This is a genomic window from Klebsiella sp. TF21-TM (assembly GCF_019753495.1).
Lineage (GTDB): Bacteria > Pseudomonadota > Gammaproteobacteria > Enterobacterales > Enterobacteriaceae > Klebsiella > Klebsiella quasipneumoniae.
The window spans coordinates 67,529-90,822 of the sequence record NZ_JAIJYL010000007.1 but is presented as its reverse complement, the minus strand read 5'-3'; the positions used below and the strand labels follow the sequence as shown (position 1 = coordinate 90,822).

Here is a 23,294-nt window from a genome sequence, read left to right as displayed (position 1 = left end):
CTTGTGTTGAAATAGCCGCATATTCTACCCGTTATCGGCGGGCGCGCCAAACCACTGATGATACCAACGTGGTAAAACTTGATCCCGTAAGCTATGGATTTGCCACCCTTCTGCAGAAAAAACCACCGTTATCTGCCCCTGCTGCGGCGTGGCGAACCAGCGATACCCCCGCTGGCGATAACGCTGAACGACCTTGTGCGAGGGCATCCGCCACGCATTGTAGCGCGAAGCGGAAACCAGCGCGGCCGCGCCATCCACCCGCCGGATCAGCAGTTCGCTGGAGGAGGTGTTGCTGCCGTGATGGGGAACCTGAATAAGTGTAGACGCCAGATGCTGCCAGTAGCGGCTGATCATCGCCTGCTCCGCCTGACGTTCTATATCGCCGGTCAGCAGGATGCTGGAGCGACCGTCATCGATCCGCACCACGCAGGAGTGATTGTTTCCCTTTGCCGTGCTGCCCGGCAGCGGCCACAGCGCCTGGAAAGTGAGTCCCTGCCACTGCCAGCGCTCGCCGCGATGGCACGGCAGATGACCCGACCAGCCTGGCGGGCTGCGCACCCACGCCTGCGGCCATGCCTGCAGCACCGATTCGAGGCCGCCGCGATGGTCAAGATGCTCGTGGCTCAGCATAATCCCCTGCAGCTGCAGATGGTGCCAGCGCAGCCACGGGATAATCACCTGTCGACCGCTGTCGCCCTGCGGCCATGCCGGCCCGGTATCGTACAATAACGCCTTGCCGTAACGCTCGATCACCATCGCCAGCCCCTGCCCGACATCCAGCATCGTCACCTGCCATTGGTCCGCGGGCGGTTGCCGGCTGAATGGCCGCGTCAGCAAAAACAGCACGCTCAGACACAGCGCCGGCGAATGTCGCCAGCTCTGAAAACGCCAGCCCATCACCAGCAGCCACGGCAGGCTACTGATCCAGAGCCAGCGGGCATCCAACGTCAGCCAGCCGTCCGGTAAACGTCGTAACCCCCAGAACAATACCGCCAGCACGCGATCGGCTGCCAGCCAGATCAGCGACGCCACCATCTCCGGTCCAGTGAGATGCAGCAGCATTCCGGCGAGAATGAGCGGCACCGCCAGCAGGGTCACTAACGGTACCGCCAGCAAATTGGCGGCCATCGACGTCAGGCTTATACCGTGGAAGAGCAGCAGTTGCAGCGGCATCAGCAGCAGCGTCACGCCAGCCTGCAAATGCGCTAGGGCGAACAGGGCTTTCCACGGCCAGCGCCAGCGGCTGTCAGGCAGCGGTAACCACTGGTACCAGAAGATCAGCCCCGCCACGGCGAAGGCGGATAGCCACAGGCTTTGCGACAACACCGCCAACGGATCGGCAACCAGTATCGCCCCCAAACAGCAGAGCCACACCTGCCATGCCGTCCAGCGTTGACCCGACAAACGTAAAGCACAGCAGACCGCAAGCCCTACGCAAGTGCGCAGGGCCGGCGGCTGCATACCGGTCAGCCAGGCATAGCCGACGGCGCCCGCCAGCCCTGCCAGCAGCGGTAGCCGCCAGCCGATCCAGCGCCCCGGTAAAAGTGACTGTAATCCGCGCAGCAGGAGCACGATCAGGGAAGCCGCGAGGGCAATATGCAAACCGGAGATAGCCATCAGATGGGAGGTGCCTGTGTTCTGCATCAGGACTTTTATCTCCGCCGGCAGCGCCAGCCGCTCCCCCATTCCCAGCCCCAGCATCACCGGATGCCAGGGATAAGTCTGCAATCGCCGGGTCAGCGACGCCAGGTAGCGGGCGCGCAGACTGCAGCGGGTATCCAGCGCGGAAGCGGCGACGATCCCCCCGCTCAGCGGCCGATGCTGAGCCAGCGCATAGCGCTGGCTGTCGAAGCCCCCGTCATTGAGCTGCCCATGCACCGGCCGCAGGCGCAGCGTCATCATCCAGCGCTGCCCCTCGCAGACGGGCGCAGGTGCAAGTTCCCCGTATAAAGTCACGCCAACCGGAGGGAACAGGAAGCGACCCGCCAGGCGCACAATCTGCCCGCGGTGCAGGGTCTGACCATCCGTCTCGTGGAGGATCACTTCCGCCTGACGGACGGCGCCGGTGAGGTGCTGCGTTGGCCACAGCGCCTGATACGCGCTTAAAACTCCCCAGACCATCAGCAGAAGCGTCACCGCCACAACGGCGACGACCGTCCCGCGCAGACGGGTCAGCAACATCGCCAGTACGCCGGCGACCGCCAGAATGCCCGGCCCCGGCAACGCGGGTAGCCAGAGTAGCGGCAGTATTGCGATGATGGCGCATCCGGCAAGCCATGGTAGTCGCATAAACACCTCCCTGTGAGCGGGCAGTGTTACGCAAAGCGAGGCTGGCGTCCTGGGGCAGTATTCAGGCGCGCGCGCAGCGTTCCAGACAATCGTCACGCTTGCAGTCAGGCACTTTTGTTTTGCGAGGCGGAACGCAAATGGCGGGTACAAAAAAAGCACCCAAAGGTGCTTTTATCGTCAGGCAGGTTGCACGTCGTGCAACTCACCCTTCATAAATATTGGCGCGGTCACGTAATTCTTTCCCGGGCTTAAAGTGCGGAACGTACTTACCTTCCAGTTCGACTTTATCACCAGTTTTCGGGTTACGTCCGGTGCGAGGTGCTCGATAGTGCAGAGAGAAGCTGCCGAAACCGCGGATTTCAATGCGCTCACCTTGAGCAAGCGTTGAGGCCATATGTTCCAGCATTTCTTTAACAGCATCTTCCACCGCTTTCGCCGGAATGTGAGATTGCTGGCTGGCAAGTCTTTCAATCAATTCTGACTTGGTCATTATTCCTCCGGTTTCCTTCAAGGCAAAAATTAGCTAACAGCTTAAACAAGGGCGGCCGTAGCCGCCCTTTGTGCTTGATTACAGGACGAATCCTGCAATCTGTCAAGTAAACTCGTCACTATTCAGGTTGTTATTACCTGAATGACAAAGATTACTCGCCTTTCGCTGCTTTGAACGCTTCAGCCATGGCGTTGTTGGAGAAGTTCGCGTCTTCCTGCTTGTTCACGGTAGCGATAGCGTCTTTTTCTTCCGCTTCGTCTTTCGCACGTACAGACAGGCTCACTACGCGGTTCTTACGATCCACGCCAGTGAATTTCGCTTCAACTTCGTCGCCAACGCTCAGAACCAGAGTTGCGTCTTCAACGCGGTCACGGGATGCTTCAGAAGCACGCAGGTAACCTTCTACGCCGTCAGCCAGTTCTACGGTTGCGCCTTTAGCGTCAACTGCAGTCACTTTACCAACAACGATAGCGCCTTTCTTGTTCAGAGCAACGTAGTTGTTGAACGGATCTTCCGCCAGCTGTTTAACGCCCAGGGAGATACGCTCACGCTCTGCGTCAACCTGCAGAACAACTGCTGCGATTTCGTCGCCTTTTTTGTATTCACGAACTGCTTCTTCGCCTGCAACGTTCCAGGAGATGTCAGACAGGTGAACCAGGCCGTCGATGCCGCCGTCCAGGCCGATGAAGATACCGAAGTCAGTGATAGACTTGATTTTACCTTCAACACGGTCGCCCTTGTTGTGGGTTTCCGCGAACTGCTGCCATGGGTTAGATTTGCACTGCTTCAGACCCAGGGAGATACGACGACGTTCTTCGTCGATATCCAGAACCATTACTTCCACTACGTCGCCAACGTTAACAACTTTGGACGGGTGGATGTTTTTGTTGGTCCAATCCATTTCGGAAACGTGAACCAGGCCTTCAACGCCTTCTTCGATTTCAACGAAGCAGCCGTAGTCGGTCAGGTTGGTCACGCGACCGGTCAGTTTGGTACCTTCCGGATAACGTTTAGCGATAGCTACCCACGGATCTTCGCCCAGCTGTTTCAGGCCCAGGGATACACGGGTACGCTCGCGGTCGAACTTCAGCACTTTAACAGTGATTTCGTCGCCAACGTTTACGATTTCGCTCGGATGCTTAACGCGTTTCCAGGCCATATCGGTGATGTGCAGCAGGCCGTCAACGCCGCCCAGATCAACGAATGCACCGTAGTCAGTGAGGTTCTTAACGATACCTTTGACTTCCATGCCTTCCTGCAGGTTTTCCAGCAGCTGATCGCGCTCTGCGCTGTTTTCGGATTCGATAACGGCACGACGAGAAACAACAACGTTGTTACGCTTCTGGTCCAGCTTGATGACTTTGAACTCAAGCTCTTTGCCTTCCAGGTGCAGCGTGTCGCGCACCGGACGAACGTCTACCAGGGAACCCGGCAGGAACGCACGAATACCGTTCAGCTCAACAGTGAAGCCACCTTTAACTTTGCCGTTGATAACACCGGTAACAGTTTCAGCGTCTTCGTAAGCTTTTTCCAGCGTGATCCAAGCTTCGTGACGTTTAGCTTTCTCACGGGACAGCAGAGTTTCACCGAAGCCGTCTTCTACTGCATCCAGAGCAACGTCAACTTCGTCACCAACCTGGATTTCCAGCTCGCCCTGGGCGTTTTTGAACTGCTCAGCCGGGATGGCGGACTCAGATTTCAGACCGGCGTCAACCAGTACTACGTCTTTGTCGATAGCAACAACAACACCACGAACGATGGAACCCGGGCGGGTTTCGATTTCTTTTAAGGATTCTTCAAACAGTTGAGCAAAAGATTCAGTCATGTTTAATCTTCAGGTTAATATTAACGTCCACCTGGCTCCGTGCCGGATGGGGTTGTTTCACATACCCGCTGACCATCCATTGCCGCGGGGTACTGCTATAATTCGGAGGCTTCGGCGCGTGACCGGTTAAGGCTTACGCAACGGCCAATTTTTCGCGCGCATATTGTAGCGCTTTTTCAATCACTTGCTCAATGTTTAGTTCGGTTGAATCGAGAACTAATGCATCGGCAGCCGGGACAAGCGGCGCCACGGCGCGATTTCTATCGCGATCGTCACGCTCTTTTATCTCGGACAAAAGACGTTCAAAGTTAACATCAAAGCCCTTTTCCTGCAACTGCCGCATGCGGCGATGCGCCCGCTCATCGGCCGAGGCATCGAGGAAAATTTTCACCGGCGCGTCCGGGAAAACCACCGTGCCCATATCGCGCCCGTCGGCAATCAGCCCCGGCAGTTCACGAAAGGCGCGCTGGCGGCGCAGCAGCGCTTCGCGAACGCGAGGGAAAGCCGCCACTTTCGAGGCGGCGTTCGCGACCTCCTGGGTGCGAATTTCGCCGCTGACATCTTCCCCTTCCAGCACCACTTCCAGGTTGCCGTCAGTAGAAATAAAGCGCACGTCAAGATGGGCAGCCAGGGGCACCAGCGCCTCTTCGGACTCCACGTCAACATGATGATGCAGCGCCGCCAGCGCCAGAACGCGGTAGATCGCGCCTGAATCTAACAGATGCCAGCCCAGCGCTTCCGCCATTGCCTTGCACAACGTACCTTTACCCGCACCGCCAGGCCCATCAATGGTGATTACCGGAACTGTTGCCGTCATCTTTTTCTCCTTCAGCAAGGCGCATAAATATCTAAACGCCGCGCATTATACGCATCTCTTCGGCGGAAAGTGAGTCTTGCTTTTAAATTACAGATAACTGGAAATCTCATGCGGAAGAATTGAGCAATTATAGCGGGCTGATTGAGCATCAGCCCGGAAGATGAGGCAGTTTTACTTTTTATCTGCAGCGATACGGTCGCGGATATGCTGCGCGCGTTCAGCTGAAGGCGGGTGTGAATCGAACAGAGATTTACTGTGGCCGGCGTCAAGGCTGGCCAGTTTTTCGAAGCTGCCCACCAGCCCCTGAGTGCTGATGTTGCGTTTTTTCAGCAGATCGTAAGAGAAATCATCAGCATCCGACTCCTGCGAGCGGGAGAACGCAGAGTTGATCATTCCCTCAGCGATATCGCCCAACTGAGATTTAGACAAGCTTGCAGCCGCTTCGCTGGTCGCTGAAATTGCATCGCGTGCGGCAATAGTCGCATACGCGGTTTGCATCGCTTTGCGCGAGTGTCCGAGCGCTACGTGACCCAGCTCATGGCCCAGAACCGCTTCAACTTCATTATCGGTCATCATGTCCATCAGGCCGCTATAGACGCGGACGCAGCCGTTGGCCATTGCCCAGGCGTTGACGTCGGATGTCATATAAACCTTATAGGTTACCGGCGTGCCGTTGATATTATTTCCTAACGCTTTGGCAATTTTGTTCAGACGTTTGGTGTACTTACTTGATGCACTAGCCAGTTTATTTTCACTATCCATTTGCTTACAGGCATCGTCGGAAAGCGTTTTGACTTCAGAGTCAGAAAGCGTCGCCGCTTTGTAAGCCGTCATTCCTGAATTGACGAGGGCGTTGGTGTCCATCCCCTGCATATTTTTACAACCTGCCAACAACGTGGCGGAAACGGCCAAAGCCAGCATTACTTTTGTATTTCTCATATCAATCATCCATTGATTAGCATAATAAACGCTTATAAATCCTATATTTACAAGCAAGCAAGGCTAGCATTTAGTTTCCTGTCCGACAAGCAGAGATAAAAAAACGCCGACCTGAGGGTCGGCGTTGTTACCTTAAATTCGCGTCATTCAGGCCGGCGTACTGATCCGCGCCAGTTGCTCAAAATAGTCGGGGAAGGTTTTCGCCGTACACTTCGGATCAAGGATGGTCACCGGCGTATCAGACAGCGCCACCAGCGAGAAGCACATCGCCATCCGGTGGTCGTTATAGGTGCCGATTTCAGCATACTTCAGCGTCGCCGGCGGGGTGATGCGAATATAATCTTCACCCTCTTCCACCTCGGCGCCCACTTTACGCAACTCGGTCGCCATGGCGAACAGACGGTCCGTCTCCTTGACCCGCCAGTTGTAGATATTGCGCAGCGTGGTGGTCCCTTGCGCGAACAGGGCGGCGGTGGCGATGGTCATCGCGGCGTCCGGGATATGGTTCATATCCATATCGATAGCCTTGAGCTCGCCCCGGGTACAGGCGATGAAATCGTCGCCCCAGGTGACGGTGGCGCCCATTTTTTCCAGTACGTCGGCGAAACGAATATCGCCCTGTACGCTGCCGCGGCCGATACCGGTGACTTTCACCGTGCCGCCCTTAATGGCGCCAGCAGCAAGGAAATACGAGGCCGATGAAGCATCCCCTTCCACCAGGTAATCCCCCGGCGACTGATACTGTTGCTTGCCGCGCACCACAAAGCGCTGATAAGACTGGTTGTCCACCTCAACCCCGAAGGTTTTCATCAGGTGCAGCGTAATGTCGATATAGGGTTTTGACACCAGATCGCCCTTAATGGCGATCACGGTATCCTGCGGCGCCAGCGGCGCGGTCATCAGCAGCGCGGTCAGGAACTGGCTGGAGACGCTGCCGTCAACTTCAACGTTGCCCCCCTGGAATCCCCCGCGCAGGCGCAGCGGCGGATAATTTTCCTGCTCCAGATAGTCGATCTGAGCGCCGCCCTGACGCAGGGCATCCACCAGATGGCCGATCGGGCGCTCTTTCATTCGCGGCTCGCCGGTCAGCACGATATCGTTGCTGCCAAGGCACAGGGCTGCCGCCAGCGGGCGCATCGCGGTACCGGCGTTGCCGAGGAACAGCTCCAGCGCCGCTGCGGCATGCAGCGGGCCGCCGTTGCCGGTCACTTCACAGCGGGTACGGTCAGCAGACAGGGTGTATTGAACCCCCAGCGCACTCAGGGCATTCAGCATATGGCGCACATCGTCGCTGTCCAGCAGGTTGGTCAGCACCGTCGTGCCGCGGGCCAGGGCGGCCAGCAGCAGCGCGCGGTTGGAGACGCTTTTCGAACCTGGCAGGTTCACGGTGCCCTCTACGCGTGCGATGGGTTGTAACGTCAGGGAATCCATCAAACTTCACTCTCAAACAAACAGAATAAAAACCCCGCAGACAGGCCGCGGGGAGGAAGAAAGGAACGGGCGATTAACCGTGGCGGCGTTCGAAGTCCAGCATAAAGTCGGTTAACGCCTTCACGCCGTCCAACGGCATCGCGTTGTAGATGGAGGCACGCATACCGCCCACCACCCGGTGGCCCTTAAGCGCGTGCAGCCCGGCGGCAAACGACTCTTCAAGGAACAGTTTATCCAGCGCGCTGTCCGCCAGCTGGAACGGCACGTTCATACGGGAGCGGTTGGCTTGCGCCACATCGTTACGATAGAAGCCGCTGTTATCGATCACGCCATACAGCAGTTCGGCTTTCTGCTGGTTGATCTTGTCCATCGCGGCAACGCCGCCCTGCTGTTTCAGCCACTTAAACACCAGACCGGCCAGATACCAGGCAAACGTCGGCGGCGTGTTAAACATCGAGTCATTCTCGCTTAACACGGTGTAGTCGAGGATTGACGGGCAGGCCACGCTGGCTTTACCCAGCAGATCTTCACGCACGATGACCAGCGTCAACCCTGCCGGGCCGATATTTTTCTGCGCGCCGGCATAGATCACGCCGAAGCGGTTGACGTCAATTTCGCGGGACAAAATGGTAGAGGAGAAATCGGCGGTCACGATGACGTCGTCGCCGAAGTTCGGCGTATCGTCAATCGCGATACCGTCAATGGTTTCGTTCGGGCAGTAGTGCAGATACGCCGCGCCCGGCGTCAGCTGCCACTCGCTCATTGACTTGACCGCGCGCTTGCCGTCGACGGTGATTTTCGCGTCGATGACGTTAGGCGTGCAGTATTTCTTCGCCTCTTTGACCGCGCTGGCGGCCCAGTAGCCAGCGTCCACATAGTCAGCGACGTTTTTATCGCCGAGGATGTTCAGCGGGATCCCGGCGAACTGGCCGCGGCCGCCGCCATGACAGAACAACACTTTATAGTTGGAAGGGATATTCAGCAGAGAACGGAAGTCCTGTTCTGCCTCTTCTGCCACCTGGATGAACTCCTTACCACGGTGACTGATTTCCATGACCGACGTACCCAGACCGTGCCAGTCGCACAGTTCCTGCTGAGCCAGTTTGAGTACTTCCGCCGGCAGCATTGCCGGGCCCGAACTGAAGTTATAGACCTGAGCCATTTCCCCTCACCACGTTGCTATGTTGTTTTGCCCGCGAACCGCCGCGGGCATAAGTTATTCCTGTGGCTATCGGTTTTATCATTCAGTGACACGGTCCGCAATGGCTAAAACTCGCCGACGGCAAAACGCGGCAGCCGTCACACAACAGAATCTATCGGCTTGACGTAATAAAACCGACATATTTGCTGTCAGGTGAGCCGTTTCGCCCGGCTGGCCTTCGACCATTCTGCATTTGCGCAGCGGGAACATATTCGCTTTTCTCCCGCCTGCATCGCCATCACGATGCTGCAGCGTACGCAGGCGTAGATCCCCTCCTGAGGAATAGTGGTATAGCGCGTGGTGCAGTGCGTCGGGAGAATCGACAACCCGGCCCTCACCTCGTCATCGGGATAATAAAACACGCTGATCTGGCCATTGGTTTCAAGGATCGCCAGCCGCACCTGGCCGAGCTGCTCGACGCTGTTGACCCGTAGCTCCATAAAAAATTCGAATTCGGTCATATTTTCCGCATGCAGTTTCTCCCATGCCAGTTGCCCCTCCTCCACCACCACGATAGGCTTGCCCTCCAGCAGATCCTCCAGCTTTTCACTATGCCCCATCAGCCACATGATGCCGCGATAAAGCAGCGCCAGCGTGACGAAGACCACCAGCACCGGCAACAGCGGAACATCGTCATAAAACGCCACGTCCCCCGCCGCCGAGCCGAGGGTCAGAATAATCAGCACTTCAAACAGCGACATCTGCCGCACGCCGCGCCGTCCGGTAATTTTGAGGAAAATAAAGACCAGAACGAAGGTGTAGAGGCTGCGCAACGCCACCTCGCCGAGAAATTCCACCGGCACTTTATCGAGCGCCATCCTCTGCCAGTCAAAGGCTTTCATTATCATCTCCCTGAGCATTAAAAGATGTCTCTAAGCATAGCCAGATGATGGAGATAGCACCTGTCAGATAAAAGCCGTATCATTGCGCGCTTTCCGTACGACAAAAGTGATCGCCATGACCCAAACGTTTATTCCCGGCAAAGATGCCGCCCTGGAAGATTCCATCGCTCGCTTCCAGCAAAAATTGCTCGACCTCGGATTTGATATCGAAGAGGCCTCGTGGCTGAACCCGGTGCCGCACGTGTGGTCCGTTCACATTCGCGATAAGGAATGCGCGCTGTGCTTTACCAATGGTAAAGGCGCCACCAAAAAGGCAGCCCTCGCCTCCGCGCTGGGCGAATATTTCGAGCGCCTGTCCACCAACTATTTTTTCGCTGACTTCTGGTTAGGCGACACTATCGCTAACGGCCCGTTCGTTCACTACCCGAACGAAAAGTGGTTCCCGCTGACCGAAAACGACGACGTCCCGGAAGGTCTGCTGGATGCCCGCCTGCTCGCGTTCTACGATCCGGACGATCAGCTCACGGCCAGCATGCTGGTGGATCTGCAATCCGGTAACGATGAGCGCGGCGTGTGCGGCCTGCCCTTTACCCGCCAGTCCGACGGCGAAACGGTCTATATTCCTATGAATATCGTCGGCAACCTGTATGTCTCCAACGGCATGTCCGCCGGCAACACCCGCAATGAAGCTCGCGTGCAGGGCCTGTCCGAAGTCTTTGAGCGCCATATCAAAAACCGCATCATCGCCGAAAGCATCAGCCTGCCGGAGATCCCGGCAGAGGTCATGGCGCGCTATCCGGGCGTTGTGGAGTCGATCGCCAAACTGGAAGCCGAAGGTTTTCCGATCTTTGCCTATGATGGCTCGCTGGGCGGCAAGTATCCGGTTATCTGCGTCGTGCTGTTTAACCCGGCAAACGGCACCTGCTTCGCCTCTTTCGGCGCCCATCCGGACTTCGGCGTGGCGCTGGAGCGTACGGTCACCGAACTGCTGCAGGGCCGCAGCCTGAAAGATCTCGACGTCTTCACGCCGCCGACCTTCGACGACGAAGAAGTCGCCGAGCATGCTAACCTCGAAACCCACTTTATCGACTCCAGCGGCCTGATTTCCTGGGATATGTTCAAGCAGGATGCCGACTATCCGTTCGTTGACTGGAGCTTCTCCGGCACCACAGAAGAAGAGTTCGCCACCCTGATGGCCATCTTCAAGGCCGAAGATAAAGAAGTGTATATCGCCGACTACGAGCACCTGGGCGTTTACGCCTGCCGTATCATCGTCCCGGGGATGTCGGATATTTACCCGGCGGAAGATCTGTGGCTGGCGAACAACAGCATGGGCGCTCATCTGCGCGACACCATTCTGTCCCTGCCGGGCAGCGAGTGGGAAAAAGAAGATTACCTGGCGCTGATCGAGCAGATGGACGATGAAGGCCTGGATGATTTCACCCGCGTTCGCGAACTGCTGGGCCTCGCCACCGGCAAAGACAACGGCTGGTATACCCTGCGCGTCGGCGAGCTGAAAGCCATGCTGGCCCTGGCCGGCGGCGATCTGGAGCAGGCGCTGATCTGGACCGAGTGGACCATGGAGTTCAACGCTTCGGTCTTCAGCGCGGAACGCGCTAACTACTATCGCTGCCTGCAGACCCTGCTGCTGCTGAGCCAGGAAGAGGAGCGTCAGCCGCTGCAATACCTGAACGCCTTTATCCGTATGTACGGCGCCGAAGCGGTCGAAGCCGCCAGCGCGGCGCTGAGCGGGGAAGCGCCGTTCTATGGCCTTCAGGCTGTCGACAGCGATCTGCAGGCCTTCCCGGCCCATCAGTCGCTGCTGAAGGCTTATGAAAAACTGCAGCGAGCGAAGGCGGCGTTCTGGGCAAAATAAGCCCTAAGCGCGCCATCGTGGTGACCAGCAACGGAGCCCAATGCGGCTCCGTTGATTTCACCTGACGAGGCGGCCACTATAGTTTGTAGTTGCAAAGTTAATTAATAGTAAATAATGCGCTTATAAGATTTACCATTCGTTAATTTTAAATAAAATACTCCATATTAATTAACTCAAAAAATGGCGTGAAAACGAAAAAATTCAACATAACTTATAAATTTTAAAATTTATTTTCTTCATAATATTCAATCATTTAACCACTAAAAACACAAAAACCACACACTAAAAAGGCATATAGTTCCGGTGAGATATGATCTATATCAATTTCCCTTCTATAATGCTTTGTTAGTATCTCACCGCCAACTTATATAAAGAGAGAGTTAGTGTGAAAGCTGACAACCCTTTTGATCTTTTGCTCCCTGCCGCGATGGCGAAAGTCGCCGAAGAAGCAGGTGTCTATAAAGCAACGAAGCATCCGATGAAGACCTTTTATCTGGCGATCACCGCTGGCGTTTTCATCTCCATCGCTTTCGTATTCTATATCACCGCGACCACCGGCACTGCCGCGATGCCTTATGGGATTGCCAAGCTTATCGGTGGGGTCTGTTTTTCCCTGGGTCTGATTCTGTGCATTATCTGCGGCGCTGACCTCTTTACCTCTACGGTATTGATCGTGGTGGCGAAAGCCAGCGGTCGAATTACCTGGGGGCAACTGGCAAAAAACTGGCTCAACGTCTATTTTGGTAACCTGGTGGGCGCACTGCTGTTTGTGCTGCTGATGTGGTTATCAGGCGAATATATGACTGCCAACGGCGGTTGGGGGCTCAATGTCCTGCAGACCGCTGACCACAAAATGCACCATACTTTTGTGGAGGCCGTGAGCCTGGGTATCCTCGCTAACCTGATGGTTTGTCTCGCCGTATGGATGAGCTATTCCGGTCGTAGCCTGATGGATAAAGCGATGATCATGGTCCTGCCGGTAGCGATGTTCGTTGCCAGCGGCTTTGAGCACAGCATCGCCAACATGTTTATGATCCCGATGGGTATCGTAATCCGCAACTTTGCAAGCCCGGAATTCTGGACCGCAATCGGTTCGACTCCGGAAAGTTTCTCTCACTTGACCGTTATGAACTTCATCACTGATAACCTGATTCCGGTAACTATCGGGAACATTATCGGCGGGGGTCTGCTGGTCGGGTTGACATACTGGGTCATTTACCTGCGTGGCAACGACCATCACTAAGGGTTGTTTCAGGCAGTAAATAAAAAATCCACTTAAGAAGGTAGGTGTTACATGTCCGAGCTTAATGAAAAGTTAGCCACAGCCTGGGAAGGTTTTGCGAAAGGTGACTGGCAGAATGAAGTCAACGTCCGTGACTTTATTCAGAAAAACTACACCCCATATGAAGGCGACGAATCCTTCCTGGCTGGCGCGACTGAAGCGACCACCAAGCTGTGGGACAGCGTAATGGAAGGTGTAAAACAGGAAAACCGCACTCACGCGCCTGTTGATTTTGACACTGCCCTGGCTTCCACCATCACCTCTCACGACGCAGGCTATATCGAGAAAGGTCTGGAAAAAATCGTTGGTCTGCAGACCGAAGCGCCGCTGAAACGTGCGATCATCCCGTTCGGTGGTATTAAAATGGTTGAAGGTTCCTGCAAAGCGTACAATCGCGAGCTGGACCCGATGCTGAAAAAAATCTTCACTGAGTACCGTAAAACTCACAACCAAGGCGTTTTCGACGTCTATACTCCGGACATCCTGCGCTGCCGTAAATCCGGCGTGCTGACCGGTCTGCCGGATGCTTACGGCCGTGGTCGTATCATCGGTGACTACCGTCGCGTTGCGCTGTACGGTATCGACTTCCTGATGAAAGACAAATTCGCCCAGTTCAACTCTCTGCAAGCGAAACTGGAAAGCGGCGAAGATCTGGAAGCGACCATCCGTCTGCGTGAAGAAATCGCTGAACAGCACCGCGCGCTGGGCCAGATCAAAGAGATGGCGGCTAAATATGGCTACGACATCTCCGGTCCGGCGACCACCGCTCAGGAAGCTATCCAGTGGACCTACTTCGGTTACCTGGCTGCCGTTAAATCTCAGAACGGCGCGGCAATGTCCTTCGGTCGTACCTCCAGCTTCCTGGATATCTACATCGAACGTGACCTGCAGGCGGGTAAAATCACCGAGCAAGACGCGCAGGAAATGGTTGACCACCTGGTCATGAAACTGCGTATGGTTCGCTTCCTGCGTACCCCGGAATACGATGAACTGTTCTCCGGTGACCCGATTTGGGCAACAGAATCCATCGGCGGTATGGGCGTTGACGGCCGTACTCTGGTGACCAAAAACAGCTTCCGCTTCCTGAACACCCTGTACACCATGGGGCCGTCTCCGGAGCCGAACATCACTATCCTGTGGTCTGAAAAACTGCCGCTGAGCTTCAAGAAATTCGCTGCTAAAGTGTCCATCGATACCTCTTCTCTGCAGTATGAGAACGATGACCTGATGCGTCCGGACTTCAACAACGACGACTACGCTATCGCATGCTGCGTAAGCCCGATGGTTGTTGGTAAGCAAATGCAGTTCTTCGGTGCTCGCGCCAACCTCGCAAAAACCATGCTGTACGCTATCAACGGCGGCGTGGATGAAAAACTGAAAATGCAGGTGGGTCCGAAATCTGAACCGATCAAAGGCGACGTTCTGAACTTCGACGAAGTGATGGAACGCATGGATCACTTCATGGACTGGCTGGCTAAACAGTACGTCACTGCGCTGAACATCATCCACTACATGCACGACAAGTACAGCTACGAAGCCTCTCTGATGGCGCTGCACGACCGTGACGTTATCCGCACCATGGCGTGTGGTATCGCGGGTCTGTCCGTTGCTGCTGACTCCCTGTCTGCAATCAAATATGCGAAAGTTAAACCGATTCGTGACGAAGACGGTCTGGCTGTCGACTTCGAAATCGAAGGCGAATACCCGCAGTTTGGTAACAACGATGCTCGCGTCGATGACATGGCCGTTGACCTGGTTGAACGTTTCATGAAGAAAATTCAGAAACTGCACACCTACCGCAACGCGATCCCGACTCAGTCTGTTCTGACCATCACCTCTAACGTGGTATATGGTAAGAAAACCGGTAACACCCCAGACGGTCGTCGCGCTGGCGCGCCGTTCGGACCAGGTGCTAACCCGATGCACGGCCGTGACCAGAAAGGTGCTGTTGCCTCTCTGACCTCCGTAGCGAAACTGCCGTTTGCTTACGCGAAAGATGGTATCTCTTACACCTTCTCTATCGTACCGAACGCGCTGGGTAAAGATGACGAAGTTCGTAAGACCAACCTGGCGGGTCTGATGGATGGTTACTTCCACCACGAAGCGTCCATCGAAGGTGGTCAGCACCTGAACGTGAACGTAATGAACCGCGAAATGCTGCTCGACGCGATGGAAAACCCGGAAAAATATCCGCAGCTGACCATCCGCGTATCTGGCTACGCTGTACGTTTTAACTCCCTGACCAAAGAACAGCAGCAGGACGTTATTACCCGTACCTTCACTCAGACCATGTAATTCCCTGTCTGACTGAAAAAGCGTACAATAAAGGCCCCACATCAGTGGGGCCTTTTTAACAAGCAATCCCCGCCCTAGCCTGCTTTGCCAGTTATCTATACTTTGGGTATCTGTCAAAACAGACTCGACACAGCCGCTGAGCTGTGCACCAACACGGCCCCGGATGGGCCACATCTGGAGAAAACACCGCAATGTCAGTTATTGGTCGCATTCACTCCTTTGAATCCTGTGGCACCGTTGATGGCCCGGGCATCCGCTTTATTACCTTTTTCCAGGGCTGCCTGATGCGCTGCCTGTACTGCCATAACCGTGACACCTGGGATACCCACGGCGGCAAAGAAATCACCGTTGAAGAGTTAATGAAAGAGGTAGTGACCTATCGTCACTTTATGAATGCTTCCGGCGGCGGCGTCACCGCATCGGGCGGCGAAGCGATCCTGCAGGCGGAGTTTGTTCGCGACTGGTTCCGCGCCTGTAAGAAGGAAGGTATTCATACCTGTCTCGATACCAATGGCTTTGTTCGTCGCTACGATCCCGTTATCGACGAACTGCTGGAGGTAACAGACCTGGTGATGCTGGATCTCAAGCAGATGAACGATGAGATTCACCAGAACCTGGTCGGTGTCTCTAACCATCGTACGCTGGAATTCGCCCAGTATCTGGCGAAGAAGAATATCAATGTCTGGATCCGCTACGTGGTAGTTCCGGGCTGGTCAGACGATGATGATTCCGCGCACCGCCTGGGCGAATTTACCCGCGATATGGGTAATGTCGAAAAAATCGAACTGCTGCCCTACCATGAGCTGGGCAAACACAAATGGGTAGCGATGGGCGAAGAGTACAAGCTGGACGGCGTCCATCCGCCGAAGAAAGAGACCATGGAGCGAGTCAAAGGCATCCTTGAGCAATATGGGCACAAAGTGATGTACTAATCCCACCGGGCCGGTGATGCGCTTATGCCGGCCTGCAACGGCGTGGGAAGCTGTTACCGTCCAGCCGTTGCATTCTTATGCAAAACGGCTCTACTGCAGTAAGCACAGGCTATTAAAACGGATGACGCGCAGCATGCGCTGCGCGCTACAGGGTCAGGCGTGCGCCACCGGCGTTGGATGATGCCCGGCTTTGCGCAGCAGGGTCAGCAGATAGATAAACGACACGCTGGCGATCATGATAAACAGCAGGTTATCCGAGAAGTTCTGCATCAGCATCGCCGTCAGCGTCGGGCCCAGCAGGCTGCCGATGGTATAGCTCATCAACAGCGCCTGGTTCATTGCCACCAGCTGATGGTGCTCCACTTTTTCACAGGCCCAGGCCATCGCCACCGGATAGAGGGTAAAGCCCGAAGCGCCCAACACAAACAGCGCCGGCGCCATCGCCGCCTGGCTGAGCATCGCCATACACCCCAGAATCACCACAAAAACCTGCACCCGCAGCACCAGCAGGCGACCGTAGCGGTCTGCCAGGCGCCCTACCGGCCACTGGCCGAGGATCCCGGCGCTAACCATCACCGCCATCCAGAAGCCAATGCCGGCGTCGCTGACGCCCTGATGGTTCAGCCACAGCGGCATCAGACCATACAGCGAGCCGAGGACAATCCCTGAGATAATGCAGCCATTGACCCCATGGCGCGCCTGGCGCAGCTTCAGCATCGGCCAGATACGTACCGTTTCATGCGGCTCTTCGGCCTGCCCCATGATGCGGGTAAACAGCAGCGGCAGGATCGCCGCCAGCGCCAGACCCGTCACCCACGGCAGGACGCTCATTAAATCGGTGGGGAGTTTACTGACCATCAGCTGGCCCAGTACGGTACCGACGTAATAGACCATCATGTACGCCGCCAGCAGACGACCGCGGCTGCGTGAAGTGCCGCTGCAGACCAGCGCGCTTTCCACCACCACCCAAATCATCGCGCAGCCTACGCCGGCGATAAAACGCCAGCTCAGCCACGTCCAGAAGCCCACGGTGATCCCCAGCCCTACGCAGCCGACGGCGAATATTAACGACGCGAGATAATAGCTGCGGTTAAACCCCAGGCGCTTGATCACCCAGCCGGCAAGCAACGTACCGGCCAGATTGCCGGTAAAATAGGATGACCCTACCATGCCGACCTGCCAGGTTGGCATATTTTCATGGGCGAGCCAGAGCGGGACGAGCGTATTCAGCACCGCTATCGCCAGGGTCAGTAAAAGCAGGCCACAGAGCAGCATTTGCACTGGCCGGGTGTAGATGGTCATGGGTAAAAACCGTGAGGAATGTTCAGATCGCGAGCGCATCATGCCACCGCTAAAAACATTGTCAATCCACCTGAAATCAGGCCTGACGCGGTTTTGCCGGGCACGATAGAAGTTTTTTATCCACAGAACGGATAAAGATGAGGCAACAGATAATACGCTGTTGTTTTTCTTAATTTATTAATAAATCTTGCTGTTAATTTCAGTCGAAAAATTTCATCTATCGACAGCACGTTTTCATCATGCCGGCACGCCTGCGCCGGCATGATGACGCTGATTAACTGGCGATAGCCATCCCGACGGTCATATGCAGACCATAGAATACGCCGCGGCCGATCATCTCTCCCGCCAGCACCAGAACAAACGCCAGGCCGAGCAGCGAGACCGCCGGCTTGCGACCGCGGATCTGCGGCACGCACCAGCAGGCCAGGGCCAGCGCCAGCAGCACCACGCGCCAGGCCATAAGCAGCCCATAATCCGGCACCAGGGCGGAGGCCTGCTGAATTGAGCTGCGGATAGTGGCGAGTTCACTCCCCTGCATCAGGACCACCACGATACTCACCAGCAGCGCCAGTAAAGTGACCACCGGCAGCAGGCGCAGCGCCCAACCGTCGACGCCTGCGACGCGCAGCAGCAGGTAGCCCAGCAGCGGGCCGCCGATAAACAGCGTCAGGAAGAAGCTCAGCGGCGTCCAGACGGTATACCAGGTCGGCACCGTGTCGATGGTGTTATAGACCCGCACCATCATCCAGACGAAGATCACCCCAAGCGCCATGGTCGCTACCAGCCACAGGCTACGCAGTCCGGCAGGCAGCTTTTTACACACGGCCAGCAGCCAGCCAATCCCGCCGACGGCGAAGAAGATCGCCCCGCTGGCTATCTCATTACTCAGCGATGAGGCCCCTACGCGATTGAGCGAGTTAAAGGCCCGCAGCGGCGAACCGAGGTGCATTGTCGAGGCGATAAACCCGATCCCCATCAATACCCACAGGCCGAACATGCTACCCACCACGCGCTGCTCCTGCTCACGGGAAAGCTTGCCCGTCATGAGCGCCAGCGCCAGGACGATGAAGCCGCCCGCGACGCACTGGCCGAAGACCGTAAAGATCATCAGCGGCCATTCATGCCATCCGTTTCCCATCTTACACCTCCTTCGGGTTTGCCAGGTAACCGGTGGTATCGCCACACGGCCGGGCATTGGCGTTAGGTTTGATCACGATGCTCGGCCGGGTAAAGTGCGCCGAAGGCAACGGCGCCACCGCCGCCAGCTGGCCGTGCTTAGCGCGCAGTTCGGCAATCGGCCCGAAATCCAGCGCCCGCAGCGGACAGGACTCGACGCAGATCGGCTTTTTCCCGTCGGCGACGCGCTCGTGGCAGCCGTCACACTTGGTCATATGGCCTTTGTCGGCGTTATATTGCGGCGCGCCGTAAGGACAAGCCATATGGCAGTAACGGCAGCCAATGCACACCTCTTCGTTGACCACCACAAAACCGTCTTCGCGCTTGTGCATCGCTCCGCTCGGACAGACCTTGGTGCAGGCCGGATCTTCGCAGTGGTTACAGGCGATGGAGAGGTAATAGGCGAACACGTTCTGATTCCAGACGCCGTTATCCTCCTGCCAGTCGCCGCCGGCATATTCATAAATGCGGCGGAAGCTGACATCCGGGGTCAGATTTTTGTAGTCCTTACAGGCCAGTTCGCAGGTCTTGCAACCGGTGCAACGGGCGGAATCAATAAAAAATCCATACTGAGTTGTCATCGGTTACTCCTTACAGCTTCTCAACCTGGACGAGGTTGGTATGCGACGGGTTCCCCTTCGCCAGCGGCGAGGGGCGCTGGGTGGTCAGCACGTTAATGCTGCCCGCCTGATCCACGCGCGAGGCGTCCGGGTTATACCAGGCCCCTTCCCCCAGCGCGACCACGCCCGGCATCATGCGCGGGGTCACCTTCGCTTCGATATGCACTTCCCCACGGTCGTTGAAGATGCGAATGCGATCGCCGTTGGCAATGCCGCGCTGGCGGGCATCGATCGGGTTAATCCACATCTCCTGCCGACAGGCAGCCTTCAGTACATCGACGTTGCCGTAGGTTGAATGGACGCGCGATTTATAGTGGAAGCCGGTCAGCTGTAGCGGGTATTTCGCCGTCAGCGGATCGTTGTAGTTTTCGAAGCCCGGGGTGTAGATCGGCAGCGGATCGATGACATCGCCTTCCGGCAGCTCCCAGGTGGCGGCGATTTTCGCCAGCGCCTGCGAATAGATTTCAATCTTGCCCGAAGGCGTGGTCAGCGGATTAGCCTGCGGATCCTCACGGAAGGCTTTATAAGCCACATGGTGCCCTTGCGGATCGCGCTGCTTATAGATGCCCTGCTGACGGAAGGTGTCGAAATCCGGCAGGTCGGGAATCGCTGTACGCGACTGCTCATACAGATAGCGCATCCAGCCTTCCTGGGTACGGCCTTCGGTAAATTTTTCCTCGACGCCGAGGCGCTTCGCCAGCTCGCTGGTCATCTCATAGATAGTTTTGCATTCGAAACGCGGCTTGATGGCCTGGTCGGCAAAGATGACGTAGGACATGTTGCCGCAGGAAGCATCCAGCGCGAAATCCATCTGCTCAGAGGCGGTGCAGTCCGGCAGCAGAATATCGGCGTATTTCGCTGACGAGGTCATATGGCAGTCGATGACCACAATCATCTCGCACTTCTTGTCGTCCTGCAGGATCTCGTGGGTGCGGTTAATCTCTGAGTGCTGGTTGATCAGGCAGTTGCCCGCATAGTTCCAGATCATTTTGATCGGCACATCGAGCTTATCTTTGCCACGCACCCCATCGCGCAGGGCGGTCATTTCCGGGCCGCGCTCAATCGCATCGGTCCACATAAACATCGAGATGCTGGTCTGAACCGGATTCTCCAGCGTCGGCATGCGCTCAAACGGCAGGCTGTAGGAGCCCTCGCGCGCGCCGCTGTTGCCGCCGTTGATCCCGACGTTACCGGTCAGAATGGCGAGCATCGCGATAGCCCGGGTGGCGATTTCGCCGTTGGCGTGACGCTGCGGCCCCCAGCCCTGGCTGATATAGGCCGGTTTGGCGCTGGCAATTTCGCGCGCCAGTTTAACAATGCGTTCGCGCGGAATACCGGTTATGGTCGAGGCCCACTCCGGCGTTTTGGCGATACCGTCGGCGCCCTGGCCAAGGATCCAGGCTTTATAGTGGCCATTGGCCGGGGCATCGGCAGGCAGAGTTTTCTCGTCGTATCCCACACAGTATTTATCGAGGAACGGCTGATCGACCAGATTCTCGGTGATCATCACCCACGCCAGACCCGATACCAGCGCCGCATCGGTACCCGGGCGAATCGGGATCCATTCATCTTCGCGTCCGGCGCCGGTGTCGGTATAGCGCGGATCGATAATGATCATCCGGGCATTGGATTTCTGGCGCGCCTGCTCAAGATAGTAGGTCACCCCGCCGCCGCTCATCCGCGTTTCGCCGGGGTTGTTGCCGAACAGCACCACTAACTGGCTGTTTTCAATATCCGACGGGCTGTTGCCATCCGCCCAGCCGCCGTAGGTGTAATTCAACCCTGCGGCAATCTGCGCGGATGAATAGTCGCCGTAATGATTGAGATACCCACCGCAGCAGTTCATCAGACGGGCAATCAGGGTTTTCCCCGGCGGCCAGGAGCGGGTCAACGTGCCTCCCAGCGTGCCGGTGCCGTAGTTCAGATAGATGGACTCGTTGCCGTAGTCTTTAATCAGGCGCTGCGTCGTGCTGGCGATGATATCGAACGCCTCTTCCCAGCTGATTTGCTCGAATTTACCCTCACCGCGTTTGCCTACGCGCTTCATCGGATATTTCAGCCGATCGGGGTTATAAACCCGGCGGCGCATAGACCGCCCGCGTAGGCAGGCGCGCACCTGATGCAGGCCGTCATAGTTATCATCACCGGTATTATCGGTTTCGACGTATTTAATCGCGCCATCCACCACGTGCATGCGCAGCGGGCAGCGGCTACCGCAGTTGACGGTGCAGGCGCTCCAGACCACTTTCTCACTGGCCGGGGCTGGCGTGTCGGCGGCGTGGGCCATACGGGAAAAGGGTAACGTTAGTGCGTTGCTGGCCAGCGCCAGGCCGCCTATTGCCGTGGTTTTCATCAGACCACGGCGGCTTACCTCAGCAGCCAGTAAAGCATCGGGGGCTTTAATTTTCATGGATACTCGCTTTGGTTGCTCACAATAAACTGACAAGCGCTATATAGTGATATATATAAGGCTTTGAAATATTATTGGTTTTTTATGCTGGTTTAATCCAAAGGGAGTATCACTGCATTCGCGGATGGGATTATTGCCCGGTATCAATAAGGATGTAAAAAAAGCGCCCGCAGGCGCTTTTAAGGGAGAAGGTAAAAATTAACCGATATATTCGAGGCCGCGCATATACGGGCGCAGGATTTCCGGGATCTCGATACGGCCATCAGCCTGCTGATAGTTTTCCATCAGCGCCACCAGGGTACGACCGACCGCCAGGCCAGAACCATTCAGGGTATGAACGAGACGGGTCTTCTTGTCGGACTTGCTGCGGCAGCGAGCCTGCATACGACGCGCCTGGAAATCCCAGACGTTGGAGCAGGAAGAGATCTCACGGTAGGTGTTCTGCGCCGGGACCCACACTTCGAGGTCATAGGTTTTGCAGGCGCTGAAGCCCATATCGCCGGTGCACAGCGCGACCTTACGGTAAGGCAGGCCCAGCAGCTGCAGCACTTTCTCGGCGTGGCCGGTCATCTCTTCCAGCGCCGCCATCGAGTCTTCCGGACGGACAATCTGCACCATTTCAACTTTATCGAACTGGTGCATACGGATCAGACCGCGGGTGTCGCGACCATAAGAACCTGCTTCGGAACGGAAGCACGGCGTATGGGCGGTCATTTTTATCGGCAGATCCTCTTCATCGATAATTTCATCACGCACCAGGTTGGTCAGCGGCACTTCCGCCGTCGGGATCAGCGCGTAGTTGCTGCTGTCAGCCTCTTCTTCCAGCGGACGGGTATGGAACAGGTCGCCGGCGAATTTCGGCAGCTGACCGGTGCCATACAGGGTGTCCTGGTTAACCAGGTACGGGACATAGTTTTCGCTATAGCCATGCTGTTCAGTGTGCAGATCCAGCATGAACTGCGCCAGGGCGCGGTGCAGACGGGCCAGCTGGCCTTTCATCACCACGAAGCGCGAACCGGTGAGCTTAACGGCGGCGGCAAAATCCAGCCCCCCGTGCATTTCACCCAGCGTCACGTGATCGCGCACGTCGAAATCGAACTGGCGCGGCGTGCCCCAGCGGCTGACTTCAACGTTGTCGTTTTCGTCACGGCCAACCGGCACGTCATCGTGAGGAATATTCGGGATCGCCATCGCGATATCGCGGATTTCCGCCAGCAGCGCTTCCAGCTCGGATTTTGCGGCATCCAGCTGTTCGCCGAGTTTGTTCACTTCCAGGCGTAATGGCTCGATGTCTTCCCCGCGCGCTTTCGCCTGGCCAATGGATTTCGATCGGGAGTTGCGCTCCGCCTGCAGGTTTTCCGTTTGCACCTGCAGAACTTTACGACGCTCTTCAAGCGCGCGAAGTTTATCTACATCCAGCTTAAAGCCCCGGCGTGCCAGTTTTTCTGCGACTGCGTCTGGCTCGGTACGCAGCAGATTGGGATCGAGCATGCTTATCCTGTGCTTATCGAATTAAAAAAAGAATAGTGGCCGCAGACTACGACCACGGAAATAGTGTAATAACCTT

Annotated in this window: 17 protein-coding genes; 4 read left to right on the top strand and 13 right to left on the bottom strand. The window is 56.4% G+C overall.

Annotated elements, in window-relative coordinates; genetic code table 11:
- Window positions 1-24: 24 nt before the first annotated feature.
- The 8 genes from K5R89_RS09050 to K5R89_RS09015 form a co-directional block, all read right to left on the bottom strand.
- Window positions 25-2,289, bottom strand: a complete 2,265-nt coding sequence (locus K5R89_RS09050) for a ComEC family protein (protein WP_087827862.1) — start codon at window positions 2,287-2,289, stop codon at window positions 25-27.
- 202 nt (window positions 2,290-2,491) lie between these two features.
- Window positions 2,492-2,779, bottom strand: coding sequence for an integration host factor subunit beta (gene ihfB, locus K5R89_RS09045; protein WP_002898165.1), 288 nt, complete (start codon window positions 2,777-2,779; stop codon window positions 2,492-2,494).
- Window positions 2,780-2,930: 151 nt separating this feature from the next.
- On the bottom strand, window positions 2,931-4,604 hold the full coding sequence (gene rpsA, locus K5R89_RS09040) for a 30S ribosomal protein S1 (protein WP_002898162.1): 1,674 nt from the start codon (window positions 4,602-4,604) through the stop codon (window positions 2,931-2,933).
- Between the two features lie 133 nt (window positions 4,605-4,737).
- A complete protein-coding gene (cmk, locus tag K5R89_RS09035; protein WP_023289021.1) occupies window positions 4,738-5,421 on the bottom strand; it encodes a (d)CMP kinase in 684 nt (227 codons plus the stop codon).
- A 171-nt stretch (window positions 5,422-5,592) separates the two neighbouring features.
- Complete coding sequence (locus K5R89_RS09030) at window positions 5,593-6,360, bottom strand: M48 family metallopeptidase (RefSeq protein WP_085550648.1); 768 nt, start codon at window positions 6,358-6,360, stop codon at window positions 5,593-5,595.
- 147 nt (window positions 6,361-6,507) lie between these two features.
- The gene (gene aroA, locus K5R89_RS09025; RefSeq protein WP_044521915.1) at window positions 6,508-7,791 is read right to left on the bottom strand and encodes a 3-phosphoshikimate 1-carboxyvinyltransferase; all 1,284 of its coding nucleotides are present in this window, start codon (window positions 7,789-7,791) and stop codon (window positions 6,508-6,510) included.
- A 73-nt stretch (window positions 7,792-7,864) separates the two neighbouring features.
- Window positions 7,865-8,953 carry a 3-phosphoserine/phosphohydroxythreonine transaminase gene (gene serC / locus K5R89_RS09020; protein WP_048297157.1) on the bottom strand — a complete coding sequence of 363 codons (1,089 nt, stop codon included), beginning with the start codon at window positions 8,951-8,953 and terminating at the stop codon, window positions 7,865-7,867.
- 188 nt (window positions 8,954-9,141) lie between these two features.
- The gene (locus K5R89_RS09015) at window positions 9,142-9,834 is read right to left on the bottom strand and encodes a DUF421 domain-containing protein (protein ID WP_023289017.1); all 693 of its coding nucleotides are present in this window, start codon (window positions 9,832-9,834) and stop codon (window positions 9,142-9,144) included.
- Window positions 9,835-9,949: 115 nt separating this feature from the next.
- Between K5R89_RS09015 and ycaO the strand changes: the two genes are divergently transcribed.
- The 4 genes from ycaO to pflA all read left to right on the top strand — a co-directional run bounded on the left by ycaO (window position 9,950) and on the right by pflA (window position 16,219).
- A complete protein-coding gene (ycaO, locus tag K5R89_RS09010) occupies window positions 9,950-11,710 on the top strand; it encodes a 30S ribosomal protein S12 methylthiotransferase accessory factor YcaO (RefSeq protein ID WP_044521954.1) in 1,761 nt (586 codons plus the stop codon).
- A gap of 385 nt (window positions 11,711-12,095) precedes the next feature.
- On the top strand, window positions 12,096-12,953 hold the full coding sequence (focA, locus tag K5R89_RS09005; RefSeq protein ID WP_023289015.1) for a formate transporter FocA: 858 nt from the start codon (window positions 12,096-12,098) through the stop codon (window positions 12,951-12,953).
- A 51-nt stretch (window positions 12,954-13,004) separates the two neighbouring features.
- Window positions 13,005-15,287, top strand: a complete 2,283-nt coding sequence (gene pflB / locus K5R89_RS09000) for a formate C-acetyltransferase (RefSeq protein WP_023289014.1) — start codon at window positions 13,005-13,007, stop codon at window positions 15,285-15,287.
- 191 nt (window positions 15,288-15,478) lie between these two features.
- Complete coding sequence (gene pflA / locus K5R89_RS08995; RefSeq protein ID WP_002898145.1) at window positions 15,479-16,219, top strand: pyruvate formate lyase 1-activating protein; 741 nt, start codon at window positions 15,479-15,481, stop codon at window positions 16,217-16,219.
- 153 nt (window positions 16,220-16,372) lie between these two features.
- Here pflA and K5R89_RS08990 read toward each other — a convergent pair whose 3' ends face one another.
- The 5 genes from K5R89_RS08990 to serS form a co-directional block, all read right to left on the bottom strand.
- On the bottom strand, window positions 16,373-17,521 hold the full coding sequence (locus tag K5R89_RS08990) for an MFS transporter (protein ID WP_008805851.1): 1,149 nt from the start codon (window positions 17,519-17,521) through the stop codon (window positions 16,373-16,375).
- 274 nt (window positions 17,522-17,795) lie between these two features.
- The gene (locus K5R89_RS08985; RefSeq protein ID WP_023289013.1) at window positions 17,796-18,659 is read right to left on the bottom strand and encodes a dimethyl sulfoxide reductase anchor subunit family protein; all 864 of its coding nucleotides are present in this window, start codon (window positions 18,657-18,659) and stop codon (window positions 17,796-17,798) included.
- 1 nt (window position 18,660) lies between these two features.
- Window positions 18,661-19,278 carry a DMSO/selenate family reductase complex B subunit gene (locus K5R89_RS08980; RefSeq protein ID WP_023289012.1) on the bottom strand — a complete coding sequence of 206 codons (618 nt, stop codon included), beginning with the start codon at window positions 19,276-19,278 and terminating at the stop codon, window positions 18,661-18,663.
- Between the two features lie 10 nt (window positions 19,279-19,288).
- On the bottom strand, window positions 19,289-21,727 hold the full coding sequence (dmsA, locus tag K5R89_RS08975; RefSeq protein ID WP_048297151.1) for a dimethylsulfoxide reductase subunit A: 2,439 nt from the start codon (window positions 21,725-21,727) through the stop codon (window positions 19,289-19,291).
- 198 nt (window positions 21,728-21,925) lie between these two features.
- Entirely contained in the window at window positions 21,926-23,218 is a 1,293-nt protein-coding gene (gene serS, locus K5R89_RS08970; RefSeq protein ID WP_087827865.1) for a serine--tRNA ligase, read from the bottom strand.
- Window positions 23,219-23,294 lie beyond the last annotated feature (76 nt).